The 16,867-nt window shown below is 62.0% G+C and carries 11 protein-coding genes and 2 pseudogenes; 11 read left to right on the top strand and 2 right to left on the bottom strand.

What is annotated here, in order from left to right; all coding sequences use genetic code 11:
• Positions 1 to 109: 109 nt before the first annotated feature.
• The 5 genes from RTX79_RS06470 to RTX79_RS06450 all read left to right on the top strand — a co-directional run bounded on the left by RTX79_RS06470 (position 110) and on the right by RTX79_RS06450 (position 7,356).
• Complete coding sequence (locus RTX79_RS06470) at positions 110 to 2,629, top strand: fimbria/pilus outer membrane usher protein (RefSeq protein ID WP_312682838.1); 2,520 nt, start codon at positions 110 to 112, stop codon at positions 2,627 to 2,629.
• A gap of 125 nt (positions 2,630 to 2,754) precedes the next feature.
• Positions 2,755 to 3,291, top strand: a complete 537-nt coding sequence (locus RTX79_RS06465; protein ID WP_312682837.1) for a fimbrial protein — start codon at positions 2,755 to 2,757, stop codon at positions 3,289 to 3,291.
• Between the two features lie 33 nt (positions 3,292 to 3,324).
• On the top strand, positions 3,325 to 3,837 hold the full coding sequence (locus RTX79_RS06460; protein WP_312682835.1) for a fimbrial protein: 513 nt from the start codon (positions 3,325 to 3,327) through the stop codon (positions 3,835 to 3,837).
• A 64-nt stretch (positions 3,838 to 3,901) separates the two neighbouring features.
• The gene (locus RTX79_RS06455) at positions 3,902 to 4,885 is read left to right on the top strand and encodes a hypothetical protein (RefSeq protein ID WP_312682834.1); all 984 of its coding nucleotides are present in this window, start codon (positions 3,902 to 3,904) and stop codon (positions 4,883 to 4,885) included.
• Positions 4,886 to 5,004: 119 nt separating this feature from the next.
• The gene (locus RTX79_RS06450) at positions 5,005 to 7,356 is read left to right on the top strand and encodes an ATP-binding protein (protein ID WP_312682833.1); all 2,352 of its coding nucleotides are present in this window, start codon (positions 5,005 to 5,007) and stop codon (positions 7,354 to 7,356) included.
• A 688-nt stretch (positions 7,357 to 8,044) separates the two neighbouring features.
• Here the strand turns inward: RTX79_RS06450 and RTX79_RS06445 are convergent.
• Positions 8,045 to 8,701, bottom strand: a pseudogene (locus tag RTX79_RS06445) (ATP-binding protein); the annotation flags it as partial.
• Between the two features lie 214 nt (positions 8,702 to 8,915).
• Between RTX79_RS06445 and RTX79_RS06440 the strand changes: the two are divergent.
• The 6 genes and pseudogenes from RTX79_RS06440 (at position 8,916) to RTX79_RS06420 (ending at position 14,803) form a co-directional block, all read left to right on the top strand.
• Positions 8,916 to 9,488 carry a TnsA endonuclease N-terminal domain-containing protein gene (locus tag RTX79_RS06440; RefSeq protein WP_312683024.1) on the top strand — a complete coding sequence of 191 codons (573 nt, stop codon included), beginning with the start codon at positions 8,916 to 8,918 and terminating at the stop codon, positions 9,486 to 9,488.
• Positions 9,489 to 9,569: 81 nt separating this feature from the next.
• Positions 9,570 to 11,396, top strand: coding sequence for a Mu transposase C-terminal domain-containing protein (locus tag RTX79_RS06435; protein WP_312682832.1), 1,827 nt, complete (start codon positions 9,570 to 9,572; stop codon positions 11,394 to 11,396).
• A complete protein-coding gene (locus tag RTX79_RS06430) occupies positions 11,396 to 12,283 on the top strand; it encodes a TniB family NTP-binding protein (RefSeq protein WP_312682831.1) in 888 nt (295 codons plus the stop codon). The genes RTX79_RS06435 and RTX79_RS06430 overlap by 1 nt, the downstream gene beginning before the upstream one ends.
• A 2-nt stretch (positions 12,284 to 12,285) precedes the next feature.
• Positions 12,286 to 12,699, top strand: a pseudogene (locus RTX79_RS18300) (TniQ family protein); the annotation flags it as partial.
• Positions 12,700 to 12,864: 165 nt separating this feature from the next.
• A complete protein-coding gene (locus tag RTX79_RS06425; protein ID WP_312682830.1) occupies positions 12,865 to 13,320 on the top strand; it encodes a hypothetical protein in 456 nt (151 codons plus the stop codon).
• A gap of 613 nt (positions 13,321 to 13,933) precedes the next feature.
• Positions 13,934 to 14,803 carry a hypothetical protein gene (locus RTX79_RS06420; RefSeq protein WP_312682829.1) on the top strand — a complete coding sequence of 290 codons (870 nt, stop codon included), beginning with the start codon at positions 13,934 to 13,936 and terminating at the stop codon, positions 14,801 to 14,803.
• Positions 14,804 to 14,869: 66 nt separating this feature from the next.
• Here RTX79_RS06420 and RTX79_RS06415 read toward each other — a convergent pair whose 3' ends face one another.
• Complete coding sequence (locus tag RTX79_RS06415; protein WP_312682828.1) at positions 14,870 to 16,798, bottom strand: hypothetical protein; 1,929 nt, start codon at positions 16,796 to 16,798, stop codon at positions 14,870 to 14,872.
• Positions 16,799 to 16,867 lie beyond the last annotated feature (69 nt).

Below are 16,867 nucleotides of genomic sequence, written 5' to 3'. Positions count from 1 at the left end.
GCGACTGTTGCCTACGCACCGAGAAAAATCTATGCGATCCATGCGTCAATCCCATCGGTCAGTGTCCTCTGCGCGCCGCTTGCCCGCGCGCGATCGACTGTTCACGCTCATGCTTGCTGCGCTCTCCACGACGGCACAGGCGGCGGGTCCACAGGATGCGGGGCATGTTGAATTCGAACCCGGATTCTTCCTCGGATCAGCGGAAACCGCGGCCGATCTCAGCCGCTTCAGTCGGGCCAATGCCGTGCTTCCAGGCAAGTACCGTGTCGACATTCTGCTCAATGGCGAAAGCAGGCAGACGCAGGAGGTCCGCTTTGTCGAAGGTGACGGAGAGACCGGTGTGTACCCCTGCCTTTCCGATCATCTGCTGCGCGGGCTCGGGCTGTCGGCCGAGGTGGTCGGTGATGTTGAACTCACTGCGAAGGAGCCGGAAACGTGCTCACCGGTGGATGTCCGTTTTCCGGGGGTGAAGGCGAACTTCGATGTGGCAAGCCAGTCGCTGGACATCATCATTCCGCAGGGCATGCTGGATCGTCAACCGCGCGGCTACGTCGACCCTGCCAGTTGGGACTACGGCGTCAATGCGGGGCTGCTGGGCTATCGTTTCAACAGCTATACGAACCGGACGCAGGGTGCGACCGCTACGTCGAACTACCTGGGACTCAACGCAGGACTGAACCTTCGGAAGTGGCGCCTGCGGCACGCTTCGTCGCTGACGTCCGGCAGCACCGGTAGCGCCTTCAAGACCATCAACACCTACGTCCAGCGCGACATTCCGTCCCTCAAGTCACAGCTTGTAGTGGGTGATACCTATACCGATGGCCGGCAGATCGACAGCTTCCGCATTCGTGGCCTTACCCTGAGCTCGGATGAGCGTATGACGCCCAGTTCGCTCGTGGGCTATGCGCCCACGGTCCAAGGTGTGGCTGAGACCAATGCGCGTGTTGTGATCAGCCAACGCGGGACCCAGCTCTACCAGGCGACGGTTGCACCGGGTCCGTTTGTGATTGACGACCTGTATGCGACCGGATACGGAGGCGATCTGCTGGTTGAAGTGCACGAGGCCGACGGACGGGTGCGCCGATTCACCGTGGCCTACGCGGCCACACCCAACATCCTGCGTGAGGGGCAGACCCGCTATGCGCTGAGTGTTGGCCAGTTCAACGAAGAGCGGGCCAGCGACAAGCCTTGGTTGGCACAGGCGACCTACGCACGTGGCCTCACCAGCAGCATGACGGGCTACGTGGGCAGCTCCTATGCCGACGGCTATGCATCACTGCAGCTGGGTAGCGCGCTCAACACGCGTATCGGCGCGGTCTCGCTGGACGTCACCGGGGCCCGGGCTACGCTGTCCGACCAGGAAAAGCGGTCAGGTCATAGCCTCCAGGTGCGTTACAGCAAGAACTTCGCCAAGCAGGGCACAACCTTCGCGCTGGGTGCTTACCGTTACTCGACCGAAGGCTATCTCAGCCTGGCTGACACGATGCGTGTCCGTGAAGCCATATCCGCCGGCTTTGGTACCGAGCGGCTGGACCGCATCCGCAGTCGTTTCGACCTGACGCTGAACCAGTCCCTGGGTCAACGCGGAGGATCGTTCTATCTGAACAGTTCTGCACAGAGCTACTGGAACGCGCGCCGGGATACGCGCTCGTTCTCTCTGGGCTACAGCAATAATGTGGGGCCGGTTACTTTCGGCGTGAGCGCGCAGCGCAGCACGATCATCAACTTCGACAATACGTCTCGCGACGATACGGTCTACCAGCTCAACCTCTCGATGCCACTTGGCAAGCAGGTCCGCGCGCCGGTGATGGTTGCCAGCGTTTCGCAGGAAGACAGGCGCGGCGGTGATGCGCGCCTTGGCCTGAATGGTTCCATTGGCGAAGACAATCTGCTGCGCTATGGCGTGGCAGCGTCTTCGGGCCAGAGCCGCGAAACGCAGGTGAGCGGAAATCTGGAATACATGGCTTCGGCCGCCCAGCTGAGCGCGGGTGCCTCGACCAGTTCCGGCTACCGGACCGCCAACGTCGGTGCCAGTGGCGGCGTGGTGATCCATCCCAAGGGGGTGACGTTCGCGCAGAGCCTGGGCGACACCATCGCGGTGGTGGAAGCGCAGGGCGCAGCCGGTGCGCGTGTTTCGAATGCAACGGGTGTCAGGATTGACCAGAACGGTTTTGCAGTGGTGCCCTATCTGACCCCGTACGCGAAGAATGCCGTTGACCTTGATCCGGCGGGCGCAACGCTGGACGTCGAATTCGATGCCACCAGCCAGACCGTCGTGCCTACCCTGGGGTCTGTGCTGATGCTGGACTACGCCAGCAAGGCCGGCCAGGCGACGCTTATACAGGCGGCGGATCACGAGGGTAAGCCCTTGCCATTCGGTGCGGATGTGCTGAATGCCGACGGCGCCGTCGTCGGCGTGGTTGGCCAGGCGAGCCGGATCTTCGTCAACCGTGCGGACCAGGAGTTTGGCTACCTGGTCCGCTGGAGCGCCGCACCCGCGGACCAGTGCGAGATCTCCCTACCCGATGCCGTAGTGCGCAGGAAGGGGGAGCAATACACCCGCCTGACTCTGTCCTGCACGCCCGTTAGAACTGCGGGAAGTCCGGAAAGCGTCGCGGCCTCGCAATAGGCAGGCACGCTGCCGAAACACCTCTGGCGGAAGGCTTCCGCCGACGCCCTCAATCCAGAACATCCAAAGCGCAGGTGTGCAACCTGCATGAAACGTCAGATCGCGTGTGAACGCAGGAGAATTGTATGACCATCTCGCAGAATAATCGCTTCCGTGTATCACAGCTGCTCGGCGCCTTCGCCGTGGCATCTTCGGCCGTCTTGTTTGTCCATGCTGATTCGGCGCTGGCCGCTGACAGCGCGACCTTCGACGTGACCGGGACACTGGTGGCGGATTGTGGCTTCGAAAGCACCAGTCTGACCTTTCCGCTCGGCCAGGTCCCCATCAGCAGTTTCGATGAAGTGGGTGCCATGGGCCCCGAGGTCAAGGCGAACCTTGTCTCAACGGGGTGTTCGGGTGTCACCAGAGTCTATATGAGCTTCACCGCTGATGCAGACCCGCTTAACACGAATCTGTTCGCAACACGGGGTGCGGGAAAGGGCGTGGGTATCGCGCTGCGGCTCAGAGACGCGTCCTTGGTTCCGAATGGCCCTGAAGGGTCGTGGAACCCGCGCGGCCCCGGCGGCAGCTATGAATTTTATGCGCGCTACGTAAGCACGGGTGCGCAGTTTGCACCGGGCGCTGCGAATGCCACGATTACGGTGAATATCCGTTATGAATGATCAATTGCAGGATAAAGCTGGGGAGATCGAACGATGATTGACTTCATTGCGTGCCGTTCTCGCAAATTCCTCCCGCTCGGTCTGGCGCTGTGTCTCTTGACCCCTATAGAAAAGGCACAGAGCGCCGACTTTGCCATGTGGGGCTCCCTGACGGGTACCTGTCGGGTCACGACGGAAAACGTGGAGATGCATTACAAGCTCACCGATTTCAGGGGCGTAGGCGTTGATCAGGAGTGGACCCCGTTCAACATCACCTCCGCCGGCTGCGATGACGGTGTGACAAGTGACATCAAAATCGCATTCACCGGTGAGGTGGATCCCGTCGATTCCACACTGTTCAAGGTGCAGGGCGTGGGCGGAGTCGGCCTGGAAGTGCAGACCAGCAATGCGCGCCCGGTCAGTCCGGATGGCACCTCCGCGCCTGTCTGGTCGCCCGGTGATGTGGGCTTCGTCTACGGCTACCGGGCGCGGTTTTCACAGCACTCCGCGACGGTGACGCCCGGTGTAGGCCGTGTCACTGCAGTGATCACGGTCACGCTTCAGTAATCAAATCGTTCAATGGGCCAGCCGGGGTCAACGACTGTGCCGACTTCCTGAAAGGACATTCATCATGGACACCATCCAAGTATCCACCAGGTGCCTGCGTCGCGCTGCATGGATCCGGGTCGGGTCGAGCATGCTCAGCGTGGTCTTCGGACTGCCGGCTACCGTGTGCCTTGCCGCGGACTCGGACGACGTCCGGTCGTTCCAGAACAGCGGTATGGCATCGCTGCTGGCTACGTCTTTCCAGCGCCAAGCCGATGAATCGGGAGAGGGACTCTGGAGTGAAGTCTCACAGCACCAGTCCTCTGGTCGCCATGGCGACGCTGCCCCGAAGGCGCGCGGCCATCATACCGGCGTCCGGATCGGACACCTGACACGCACCGACAAGGTGCCGCACCTCCAGTACGGTATCGAAGCCGGTACATATAGAGGTCACCTGCATGGCCGAGGGCAGCTGGTGGAGCAGGGTGCACGCTCTGGTCCCGGTCATTCGTCCCGGGGCCTCTACATGGGTGCGGGGCTCGGCTGGGCCGACGGCGAGCAGGGCCGTCAGCGACAAGCAGTAAGCGCTGTGGTCGGCTTGGCCAGGCTTTCGCCGCAGACGGCGGGCGGCCACGTGGGCCAGGGCTATTTCAATGCAGCTCAGGTGTCCATGCACTACAGCCGCTTCCAACGCAAGCGGCTCACCGGCGACCGAGTGCTGCTGCTGGTGCCGACAATCGGCATTGCCTCAGTGACACGCTGCAGCGAGGGGCCCGGAACCCGGGCAGAAGCGTGCGATCGTTCGCTGGAAAGTCAATTGGGTGCGCGGTTGAGTGTGGAAGAGCCCGCCCGCAGTGCACGAGTACGTCCTTTCCTGCAGGCCGCGTTCCACCAGGGCCGGGCCTCCGGCACTCCCAGGACGGCAGAACCCGCACGCGGAGTGTCGTATGGACTGGGCGCCGAGGTTGCGCCGGCTGATGCCGTGGTGGTGCATGCGGCATTGAACTTCGCTCATCTCCGGGACCGCAAAGAGGGAGGCGTAAGCATCGAGATTCGCCGGAACTGGTGACGGAGCGCTGCTGGTGCCGAGGCCGCCCTCGGCCTGCGCGACGCGGCCCAGGGGCTGTTATGCTGCCAGCGGACCTCACCGTTCGGTCCGCAGCGGAGAATGCTGTCATGCAAGTGGTCATGATGCTGTTGTCCGCAGCCTGCCTGCTGGGAGCCCAGGTCTCTGCGTTCGCGGCAACGCCATTGGCGCTATCCGCCGATGAGGCGCGCTGGATCGAGCAGAACCCTGTGGTCCGCTTTGCCGTGGAGTCCGGGCTGCCTCCATTGGAAGACGTCGAGGACGGACGCTACGTCGGACTCTTCGCACTTTATGTGGATGCGGTGGCACGACGGTCCGGGCTGCGTATGGAACTGGTGCCCACCCGCGACTGGAAGGAAGCGCAGCAGCTGTTTCTGGACGGCAAGATCGACATGCTCTCCAATGCAGCGCCCGACCGCGTCAGTGCGCAGGTACGCGAGCGTATACGCTTCAGCGAACCCTACTACGCCAGTCCGATCATCGTGATCGCGCCGGCCCGCGGGCACATCGTCTTCCGGCGTGAGCAGCTGCGCGGACTACGCATCGCGTTCCGCAGCCGCGGCGGTACCAATGAGAAAGCCCTGGATAATCTCATCCCTGACGCACGCGCCACGGCCTATCCCGATGCGGATGCTGCGATGCAAGCCGTTGCCGATGGGCGAGCTGATGTCCTTGTTGGAACGGAGGCGCTTTACCCGCCGCTTCTGCGCAGTCAGTACATGGGCGAGCTCGGTGTTGCCGGAATGCTCGACGCCGCCCCGTATCAGGCGATGTTCGGCATACGCCAGGATAAACCCGAGCTGCTCGGCATCATCAATAAAGTGCTGGGTACGCTGACTGCCGCTGAGACCGATAGCTTTTACGAGGAAGGTTTCGTTGGGGCGGATTATGGCGAGCCAACGCTTCGTTCGATTGCGCATTACCGTAGCTCGGAGCTGGTGCTGCTGTCCGCCCTGATCGCCTTGCTGGCAGCGGCGACCGTCTGGGCGTATCGCGCAAGTAACAAGGCGAAGCGGAGCGAGGCCGCGAAAGCTGTCTTCCTGGCGACCATGAGCCATGAGATCCGCACGCCTATCAACACGATTATCGGGGCAGTGGAGGCGCTTGAGCGCAGCAAGCTGGCACCCGAGGAGCAGGAACTGGTGGACATAACCGCAACGGCGGCTGAAGCATTGACCGACCTTCTGGATAATGTGCTGGACCTATCCAAGATGGATGCGCAGCGCCTTGAACTGGAGCGGCTACCCACGGATGTGGAGCGGCTGCTGAACCATGCGACCGTGGTGGCGGCCATGGCGGGCCGGCAGAAAGGTCTGCGGGTGACTCTGCGTTCCCAAGGACTGGAACAGCCATTGATGGTTGATCCTACCCGTCTTCGCCAGGTAGTCACCAACCTGCTCGGAAATGCCGTCAAATTCACCAACGAGGGCAGCGTCACCCTCAGTGCTTCGTTCGAAAGCGGTGGCACGGAATCAGACGCGGGAACGCTGGACGTGGAAGTTGCCGATACCGGCATCGGAATAGCGCCGGAGAGGCATGCCCGCCTGTTCGAAGCCTACACCCAAGCCGACCAGTCCACGACGCGGCGATACGGCGGTACAGGACTGGGACTGACCATCTGCCGTGAACTCATTCTCCTCATGCGTGGCCATATCGAGCTCGATAGCCGGGTTGGCGAGGGTACGAGGGTTCACTTCCGCATTCCCGTGGAACGTGGGCTGCTGCAGCATGGACCGGTTATGGTGGAATCGGACACGGCTGCGTCGGCTATCAGCCCTGGGGTTGCAACCCATGTGCTGGTGGCGGAGGACCATGAGGTGAGCGGAAGACTGATCTCCAACCAGCTGGCATCGTTGGGGGTGTCGCTTGACCTGGTGACGGACGGTGAGCAGGCGATACAGGCCGTCGCCAGGCGGCATTACGACATGGTCCTGATGGACTGCCATATGCCGGGTATGGACGGCTACGACGCAGCGCTCGCAATACGTCAGCGGCCGGCACAGGGCACCCACCTGCCGATCATCGCCATCTCAGCGGCTACGGATGCGGCGCATCTGCAGCGATGCGATGCCAGCGGCATGGACGGCGTGCTGCGCAAGCCGATCAGGATGGCCGACCTGATGGGGATGCTGGGACTCTGGGGGCTCGAGTACACGATGCCGCCGGAAGCCACGGAAGCCCCCGCGGTAGCGCGGCTGCCACCTGGTTCCCTGGAAGAAAGCCTGCTGGAAGATGCCGTGGCCGTTGCCTCCGCATGGATACGCAGTGATGCGCCGCGGATTGCGCATCACGCGCACCGGCTGCGCGGGGCGGCCGCCATGGCCGGGCTGCACGATCTTGATATGGCCGCCACGCAGCTGGAAGACCTCGTTGGTCTCCAACAGCACGTACCGCTGACCGCGTTGGTGAGTCTGCTGCAGGCAGTGCCTGCGCACGCCGGCGCTCCACCGTGATCTGTATGGGGAGGGGACCACAGCGAGTTGCTGCGCGCGCTGATGGCAGCCGTCAGGCTGCATGAAGGAGCCTTGCGTCAAGGCGCTGATGTGCGCAGTGATCTGTACGACCTTGCGTGACAATTCGTGTTGGAACCTCGGTGATCGCAGGCCGACGACCTTCGTGCAAGCTGGGACGAAGGCAGGTGCGCAGACCAGCACACTGTCAGCACGCTCGGCGCCTCGCTTCCCAGGGAAGGATCATGGCGCCTTCCAATCAGCGCTCCCACTGGCCGCGGCAGGTTACCTGACTCATGCGGTGGATCCTCAATTGTGGGCAGAAAGCTGATCCGGTGAACCCTGCTCAGCTCGGACATGCGGAGCTGACTGTTCGTCACTGCCCGCTCCAACGTATGGGGATAACGCTTGGTGAGGAAGATACCAGCACATATCCAGAGAGCGGACGCTGCAGCTGCTCCGCAGAGCAATAGTTTCATCAGTGCATCTGCCGTTGTCGTGACGTCAGAAATGATCGGTCCCTCCGAGACAGAGTGCTATCGATATAGATCTAAAACCGCTGCTAGCGTAAGCGCTGTGCGAACACTCGTGAGCATTGTTGGAACAGCGTGAGGGTCTGCCAAAGTGCAGCGCATCCAGTACGCAAATGAGTCTGACTGTTCCGTCGGTTGGCTCGCTGGAGATATGCTCTCTACGTCCCTCGATCCAACTGCCGATAGCCGATCGCCTCGGCCAGATGCGCCGTATCGATGTCATCAGCTCCCGCCAGGTCCGCGATCGTGCGCGCCACACGCAGGATCCGGTGCATCGCGCGAGCAGACAGCTGCAGCCGCTCGATGGCCTGTTCCAGCAGGCTCTGGTCGGCTTCTGAAAGATGCGCACACAAGCGAAGTGCCTTGCTGTCCATATGCGCATTGAGCGCGCCACGCTGCAGTTGACGTTCGCGCGCCGCGATCACCCGCGCGCGGACATCCGCACTGCACTCGCCCGCCGGGGCGCCTTCGCGCAGCTCCTCCGGCGACAGCCGGGTCACCGTGACATGCAGGTCGATGCGATCCAGCAAGGGGCCGGATACCCGGCCACGGTAGCGTTGGACGCGCTCACTGGTGCACAGGCAGCGGTTGCTGCGGTCGCCTGCCCAGCCGCAGGGGCAGGGGTTCATCGCGGTGACCAGTTGGAAGCGTGCGGGGAACACCGCACTGCGTGCCGCGCGACTGATGCGGATATGGCCTGATTCGAGTGGCTCACGCAGGATCTCCAGTGCCATGCGCGACCACTCCGGCAGCTCGTCCAGGAACAGCACGCCGTTGTGCGCCAGCGAGATCTCGCCGGGGTGGGGCGGGTTGCCGCTGTCATTTGTCAAGGAAACCGCGACTTAGGCCTTTACAGGTCCTTGGTCTTGGGCGATTCTAGCGTCTGAATCGTGCGACAGAAGTTCATCAATAACGCGACGGCGTTGCAAATGGCGATATATGACGCGACTGAGTTCCGCTGCGCCCGCCCGGGCGTTGAAAAATAGCCGCCGTGCCCTGACCGGGAAGGTCACTTTAGGCGGCGGCGAGATGGCAGGCTTCGAGTCCTCGCTGGAACGGGATTGGCTGCGACTGCTCGATTTCGACGCCAACGTCACCGCGTTGCGGGAGCAGCCCTTCACGATCTACTACGAAAATGAGGGGAGGCGCACCCGGTACACGCCGGACGTTCTGGCCGAGTACTCGCAGGCTAAGCAGGCCAAGACCGTGGTCTATGAGGTCAAACCGCTGGAGACCCTGCGCTCGGACTGGCAGCTGCTGCGGCCGCGGTTCAGGGCGGCGGTAAAGCATTGCCGGGCTCAGGGCTGGCAGTTCCGTATCGTGACTGAGCGGCACATCCGCACCCCTCTATTGGCCAATGCCACCTTCCTGCGCCGATACAGAGCCCTGGCCCCGCTGTTGGTGAGGCAGGCCCAGTTGAAGTACACCGCCACGGTGCTCGGACCAACGACTCCTCAGGCACTCCTCGCCGCAGCTTACTGGCCAGTCGATGAGCAGGCGCAGGCCATTCCCGCGCTTTGGCAGTTGGTGGCCAGCGGCGAAATCGAGGCCGACCTGAGTAAACCGCTCACCATGGCCACCTCCATCCGGCTGAGGGGCTGAGCTGTGTCCCTTTCAAATTTCTTCAAGGTAGAGCCTGGTGCCCAGGTCTTTGTTGGCCCTCGTAAGTACCGGGTAACCCACATGCTGTCCATCGACAGCGTGCTGGCCGAGGATATGGAGACGGGAGCCAGCGCCAGGCTCAGGATCGAGACGTTGTCTACGATCGTCTCTGCCGAGGATGCCAGTGGGGCAAGGGGCATCCCGATCCACCACTACTCGAAGGAAGAATGGTCGGTCGCCCAGAAGCGATTTGAAGCGCTGCGGCCGGTGATCGAGCATCCCATCAGAAGTCGCTCTGAGGTCGAGAAGCTCGCCACGGCCGCCGGCGTCCACGTGGCCACGTACTACAAGTGGCTTGCGGCCTATCATGACGCTGGCCATGTTGCCGCCCTTGTCCCGCGCAAGCGAGGTGCAGCCAAGGGCCAGAAGCATCTGGCCGCTGACCAAGAGCTGGTCATCAGCTCCGTGGTTGAGGACATGTATCTCAAGAAGCAGAGACACTCGCCCAAAGAGGTGGTGGACGAGGTTCTCTTGCGCTGCAAGCGCGCCAAGATCACCGCCCCGGCTCCCAGCACCATCCGTCGACGCCTGAAAGAGCTTTCACCGGCAATGACGCTGCGCCGGCGTGGCTTCAAGGACAAGGCCCGTGATGTGTACGAGCCCATTCGCGGGTCATTCCCGGGCGCTGACTTTCCGTTGGCTGTCGTCCAGATCGACCACACCCCGCTCGACGTCATCGTCTTGGACGAAGTGCACCGCAAGCCGATCGGTCGCCCGTGGCTGACGTTGGCCATCGATGTCTACAGCCGAATGATCGTTGGCCTCTATGTCACGCTGGACAAGCCTTCGGCGACGTCAGTGGCCATGTGTATCTCCCACGCAATGACGCCGAAGAGTGAATACTTAGGGGCTCTCGGGGTGGAGGGCAATTGGCCCGTTTGGGGTCAGATCGGCACGTTGCACGCCGATAACGCCAGAGAGTTCAAATGCAAGGCGGTCACCCGTGGCTGCCAGGCCAACCAGATCGACATGCAGTGGCGGCCGGTGAAGAAGCCACACTATGGGGCCCACATCGAACGTTACATGGGCGTAGTTGCGACCGAGCTCAAGAAGGTGCCGGGTACCACCTTCTCCAACATCCAGCAGCGCAAGGGATACGACTCTGAGAAGGAGGCCGTATGCACGATGAAGGAGGTCGAGGCCTATTTGGTGGAATTCATCGTCAACAACTATCACCAGCGCAGCCACAGCCAGCTTCAGGACGCTTCGCCGGCGCGTGTTTGGCAGCAGGGCATCGTGGGAACGTCAGAGCGGCCGGGCATCGGGGCAATGCCGATTGTCGGCGACCCTGAGCGGATTCGGATGGACTTCCTGCCGTACTTCGAGATCACCATCCAGCGGTCGGGTGTTCGCCTTGAGAACGTCTTCTACTACGACCCGGTCTTGGACCCATACATCGGTGCAACCATGCCCGATGACCCCAATGCGAAGCGCAAGTTTATCTTCGCGCGGGACCCGCGCGATGTCAGTCAGATCTACTTCCTTGATCCCCAGGCGGATCGGTACACCCCGATTCCCTATCGAGACCTCTCCCATCCACCCGTATCGGCGTCTGAGCTGAGAGAGGTGACCAAGGCGCTTCGTGCGGAGAACAAAGGGGAGGTGGACGAGCACCGCATCTTCAGCAGCATCCAGCGCAATCGTGACCGGATCAACGCTTCGACCGAGTCCACGAAGGCGGCCCGACGCCAGGCTGCGTCGCGCCCCAAGGCAAAGCAGGCGCCTGCCCAGGTACCCGGCCGAGTACCCGCGGCAGCCCAGTCGCCGGCGAGCGAGCGCGCCGCCGAGCCGGCTCTCAGCATCTTCGATCAGGAGCTGGAAGTGTTTGAAGTAGGAGAGCTGAACTGATGAGCGCCTATCCCCATCTCCTACCCCAGGTCGCTGAGCGAATGGAGGACTCGGAGTCCGAGCGCATAGAGTTTGCCCGCAGCGATCGATGGATCGCATATCCGGTTGCGAAGAGCGTCATTGATGAGCTTGATCAGATCATTGCCTACCCGACAACGCAGCGACCCCCGTGCCGGTTGATCGTGGGCCGGGGTGATAACGGAAAGACAGCCATCCTGCGTCAGTTCCGGCAGCGACATCCGATCACCATCCGCGAGGACGGCAGCCCCAATTCATCTGTGGTCGCCATCGGCATGCCGGCTACCCCAGACCTTTCTCAGATCTGGTCGGAGATCCTGCAGTCCTGCGCCATCACGCACCGTCGTGGTGACGCTGCCCATGCCAAGTACCCTCAGGTGGTTGGAGCCCTGAGATACATCAACGCGCGTGTGCTGTTGATCGACGAGTTCAACAACATCGTGAACGCAAGAAAAGGGGCTTCAGACGTCCTGGCCGGACTGCGCAAGCTCAGCAATGATCTGAATCTGAGCATCGTGGCTGCCGGAACGGAAGCAGCTATCAATGCGCTTTCCTTTGATGCGCAGATGCGATCGCGCTTCAAGCCATTGGCCTTGACCCGCTGGAGCTTGGACCTGGCCTACCTGTCATTCTTGAAGACTTACGAAAGGCTTCTGCCACTACCGGCGGCATCCAACCTATCGGGGAAAGAGTTGGCCCAAGTGATCTTCAATGCCGGCGGCGTCGCCATTGGCGGCAGCGTCTCTCTGATCAAGGAGGCTGCAGTTACCGCGATCCGGTCGGGTCAGGAACGCATCACTCCAGCGACCATCTTGGACACTCAGGAGCGCCTGCGCCAGAACTACGAGGGCGTGGTCGCCTCGACCTGACCATGCGCATCGGGTGGCCGCCGCTGGCTGGGAACGAGTTGCTGAGCTCGTATCTGTCCCGCGCGGCTATTGCTCGTGGCATGAGCGCCCAGAGTCTGACCTCGCTGGTCTGCCCTGGCCATGCCATCTGGACGCGGGATGTGGACACCAATGTCCGCGCGGATACGTTGAAGGCCTTGGCTGCAGCAATCGGTGAGCCTCTACGCTGCATTAGGGGTATGACGCTGCTGGGATTGAGCCATCCAGAGCCGCAGAGGCCTAGTTGGCAGGGAACCCATCACTGGGTTACTGCCATCGGGGTCTACCATCGCTCCCGGCGGCGTCACGGGCTATGCTTCTGCCCCGCCTGTCTCGCTGAGGGGCCGTTCTTTCGCCGCCAGTGGCGCTTGGCCTTCTGGACAGTGTGCCCGCGGCACCACGTGATGCTGCATGACGCCTGCCCTTCATGTGGCGGCACCGTGGAGCCGCATCGTCAGCTGTACGACCTGCGCCTATGCTCGCGGTGCAACCGCTCCTTGGTCTCTGGGGGGCGTGTGGCTGCGGTTCCGTCGTCCCTGCAGGGGGAGCTGTACAGGGCGTGCGTGCTGACCCGCCTCACCCAAGATTGGCCAGCGGCGCGTTGCACCGGCTGGGACTACCTGGTTGGGATGGATGCATTGCTTTCCGGCTTCGGCGTGGCGCGAAGGCGTGACTTCAGTCCCCGGGGCGAGTGCCGGGAGAGGCTGGAAATGCGCCGAGTCGACCAGCGCGACGCCGATCTCCGGTTGCTGGAGGCGCTGTGCCAGGCGTGGCCACAGTCGCTTCGCGCAGCGTCTGGGCAGTATCATGTGACCCAGCGCAGCTTCAGGCAGCAGTGTCCGGACTGGCTGGCACATGAGATTGGCCAGTTGGCGCCCGGACGCATCAACGGAGAGACCAATGTCGGTCGGCGGGCCCTGCGGATTGCGGCTGAGGCAGAGCAATGGCGGAAAGCTGGATGGCGCTCACTACGCGCAAAAACGCTGCTGAAGATGATTACGCCTTTCAATGAGCACTGACGATTACGGCCGCCGCACCTGCGATGGTTGCTACACCCCGATCGCGAAGGCGCACCGCGTTCACAACAAGGTCGAGTACTGCCAGAAGTGCTACGGCGAACAATTCGCCAAACGCACATGCCCGGAATGTGCGGGACCGGCGCGGTATCACGTGTCTGAGCCCTCGATACTGCCTTGCAGTAAATGTCTCCGGCAAAAGCGCCCGTGTGGTCGGTGCAAAAGGCCCACGCCTCGTGCTGCGCTCATCTTTGAGGTCGAGGTTACCGGTTTGGAAGAGGGTTTGGGGTCCGGGACGTTGAGTATGGCGGTCTGTGCCAGCTGCGTCCGGTATTTCCGGACCCCCGAGCCATGCGATCTGTGTGGGGAGCCGAGCTCTCACCTGGCGCGGGCGTCTCATCTGGAAGAAGGGGCGCGCGCGTGTCCCAAGTGCCGTACCGCAGATACCCATGCCACCTGTTGCCGGTGTCGCAAGTACAGGAAGATCGAGACAACGGTCGATGGGCGTCACTGTTGCAAGGCGTGCTCAGGTCCGGCAGCGGCTTCTCATGCCTGCCCGGGCTGCGGGCTCCCGGTCGCTGGTAGTGGCCAGTCCCACTGCGACGACTGTCTGATCATGTCGCGCCTGGCCCGCGAGGTGGACCTGCGCATGCCGCTCTTCGAGCAGCCTTGGGTGGCGCATCTCTACAAGAACTTTGCCGAATGGAGCGCCAACCGCAGTGTTCGCACACCGCGGCTGCCGGAGAACGTCGGTAAAGCGGTGGATTTCTTTCTGATTCTGGACCGTGCGGACGACCTTCGTCCGCCGCTGACGGCCGATGCCATGGTCAAGGTATTCAGCTCCAAGGCACTGCGCTCCAACTTGAATGCCTCGACCTTCCTGCAGGAGCAGTTCGGCTTCATCGTTGACGGCAAGGCCCGCGCCGAAGGACAGAGTCATGCACTCATCGAGGACAAGCTTGCCGCCGCGGCTGGTACCCCGTGGCACCCCTACCTGCTCTCCTACCGTGCCTGGTTGGCAGATAAGTCTGCACGCACGGTGGCTCAGTACATGGGCGTCGCCGAGGCATTCTGCCGGCAGTTCGAGATCAGCGGGCCGTTCTCACAGCAGGAACTGGTTGAGTTCCTGGCGTCCGCGCCGAGCGCTCGAACCAACCTCGGTCCCTGGGTCAGCTTCGTCCGAAAGCACCTTGGCTGGACCGTCACCTTGCCTCCAAAGGTGATTTCGGCTCCGGCACTGCGGACGGATGCTGCTCGTCTGGAGAGGCTTCTGGGGGGGATCGGTGACCTGTCTGAGGCGTCTACCCCGGACCTTGAGGAAGTTGTGGCGCTGGCATTTGGCTTTAACAAGCGCGAACTGGCCAAGGAAGTGCTGGGCGGTTCCGGGCCCCGTTATCTACAGACCCGCAATGGACCGGTAGAAGTCCCCGAGCGAATCGCGCGCCTGGTCGCGACGTGGCTCCAACGACGCGGTGGCAAGGCATAAGCGCGGTCGCCTGCCTGGCCGACAGGGCTTCTGCTTCGCTCGTAGGGGCCACGCCGGTCCTACGGCTCACTTCACAGCGCTGCCGGCAACTTGCCTGCCACTAGACACGTACTTGAAGAAGGCTATCAACCAGTCTTTGTCCCACTCCTTCTTGTGCTCTTTCTTCTTGCCGTCGTCAGTGCCCTCATCCTCATATTCATCCCTTTCTCGTGAAAGATAACGGTGGGTGAAGCAGTACGCCTTCATGGATGCGTTGTGGAAATGGTCATCGAGGTTGCTTCCCCTGGCGCTGTAGATGATGTTCAGCGCCCTAGAAATCTGAGCGTCGGTGTCAGATCCATCGTCAATCACAAGTGGGGTCATTGCGCCCTGGCGGGTCTGGATCTCGATCCAGAAGCCGTTCCTTCCATCCGACAGTGTCACACTCACTACAAGCGCGCCTCGCTCCAGCCCTCCGGACCGCCTGCCTTCCTGGTGAAGGAACGCCCATCCCCTACGTACCCGCTGGTCGTAGCTGACAGCCCGTTCCAGCTCGTCCAGAAAGTTCCAGCAGACGCAGGATCCAATCGGCACGCGTTGGGTCGGATCTTGAGGGTAGACAGGGCCGAATCCGGCAATGACTCCATCAGCCTTTACTGCATCCAGTACTTCCAATAGAGCTGTGAAGTTGCTCTCGGAGGCGCGGGCCTTTAGTCGGGCGTCAAGCGCGCTCTTCGAGCCTTTGGCACCATCGCGGTCGCCAAACGAGCCGTCCTCGGTACCGGTGTTCGGTCCCGGCCTCCGTGGCTCGGTGTACACCGCACTGTGGTCCTTCACCAAGTCAAAGCGAGGAGGGGCATTAATCCACTCGAACGTATCGCTGGGCTCATCGAACGCCTCATGGGTGGTTGAGCCGTTGTGACCATCATTGTCCTGCATGCCATTCGGGCGCTTGCCGCCGCGATCCGGCGCGCCACCATAGGGGGACGGTCCGTCGGAATGCTCGAGATCCCCATGCCGATTGCCATCGTTGACCAGGATGTCGCCCATCTCCGGGAAGTCACGGGGTAGCGAAAACCCCAGGAAGGAGGTGACAAGGAACGTCTTGCGCGGTCGACGGCCCCTATGTGGGGTCAGGTAGTACCCCATTACCCTGCCGCTATAGGGGCCAAGGTCTGGATCCATGGGGATCTGCGCATTGGAGTACCAAGAGAAATCACCACCGAACGCGGCGTCGTTCTGTGCCTTGAGCATCGGTGTATAGAGGGTATTGGCAGCGGCCTTGCCATACGGGAAGAAGTGCAGCAATGCGACAGATACGGCATCGCCCTTGCGCATCCCGCGCTGCATCACTAGGTGGAAGCGACGAGGGTCCTGCACCTCCCGCGTCCAGTTCCCAGCGAACTCCTTGTCCAGGAAGATCACCTTGCCGACAGTCTCATCCCAAATCCCCATGGTGAACACGGACGCCAGATAGGTAGAGCGGGCATAGAAGGTCCGGAATATCAGACTGCGTGGAATTAGGAACTCGATTCCGCTGCCAGAGTCTTCCGCGATCAACACCCCGCTGCGGAAGCGGACGCTGTGCTCGAGGTGAAGTTGGCTGGTCGGAACGGCCTTGATGGGGAAGTCGCCATCCTTGCCGATTACCGAGTCTAGCTGGATGCTGCGCCCGTACTTGCCGGAGCCTTCTCCATTCGACAGGGCATCTCCCAAGGATAGCTCTTGGCTGGGAAGCACGCCCACGCGCTTGCGGTCACAGTAGACGTAACCTATGCGAATAGAGGGCAGTGCACCGACCAAGACCTTTGCCACGAAGGGGGCCTGGTCCGTATAGCCGAACAGCTTAGCTATCTGATCTGGCGTAGCTCTGGCAGGATCTTTGATGTCGTCGGGTAGCGGTACCAGATAGCAGCACACCGACGTCGATGTTGAGGCCTTATGGGGCTTGGTGTAACGATCGATCCACCGGATGAAATACAACCGCGAATCGTCGGGGTAGTGCGTGAAGTCCATCGTGCGCCAATCGATACGTAGCAACGCAATGCTATCGGCACCCGCAAGGGAAGCTTTAGAGTGCTAGCC

It is taken from the genome of Stenotrophomonas chelatiphaga (assembly GCF_032054965.1).
GTDB classification, from domain to species: Bacteria; Pseudomonadota; Gammaproteobacteria; order Xanthomonadales; family Xanthomonadaceae; genus Stenotrophomonas; species Stenotrophomonas chelatiphaga.
Note: the sequence above shows the minus strand (reverse complement) of the source record. Positions and strands in the feature narration are given on the sequence as shown.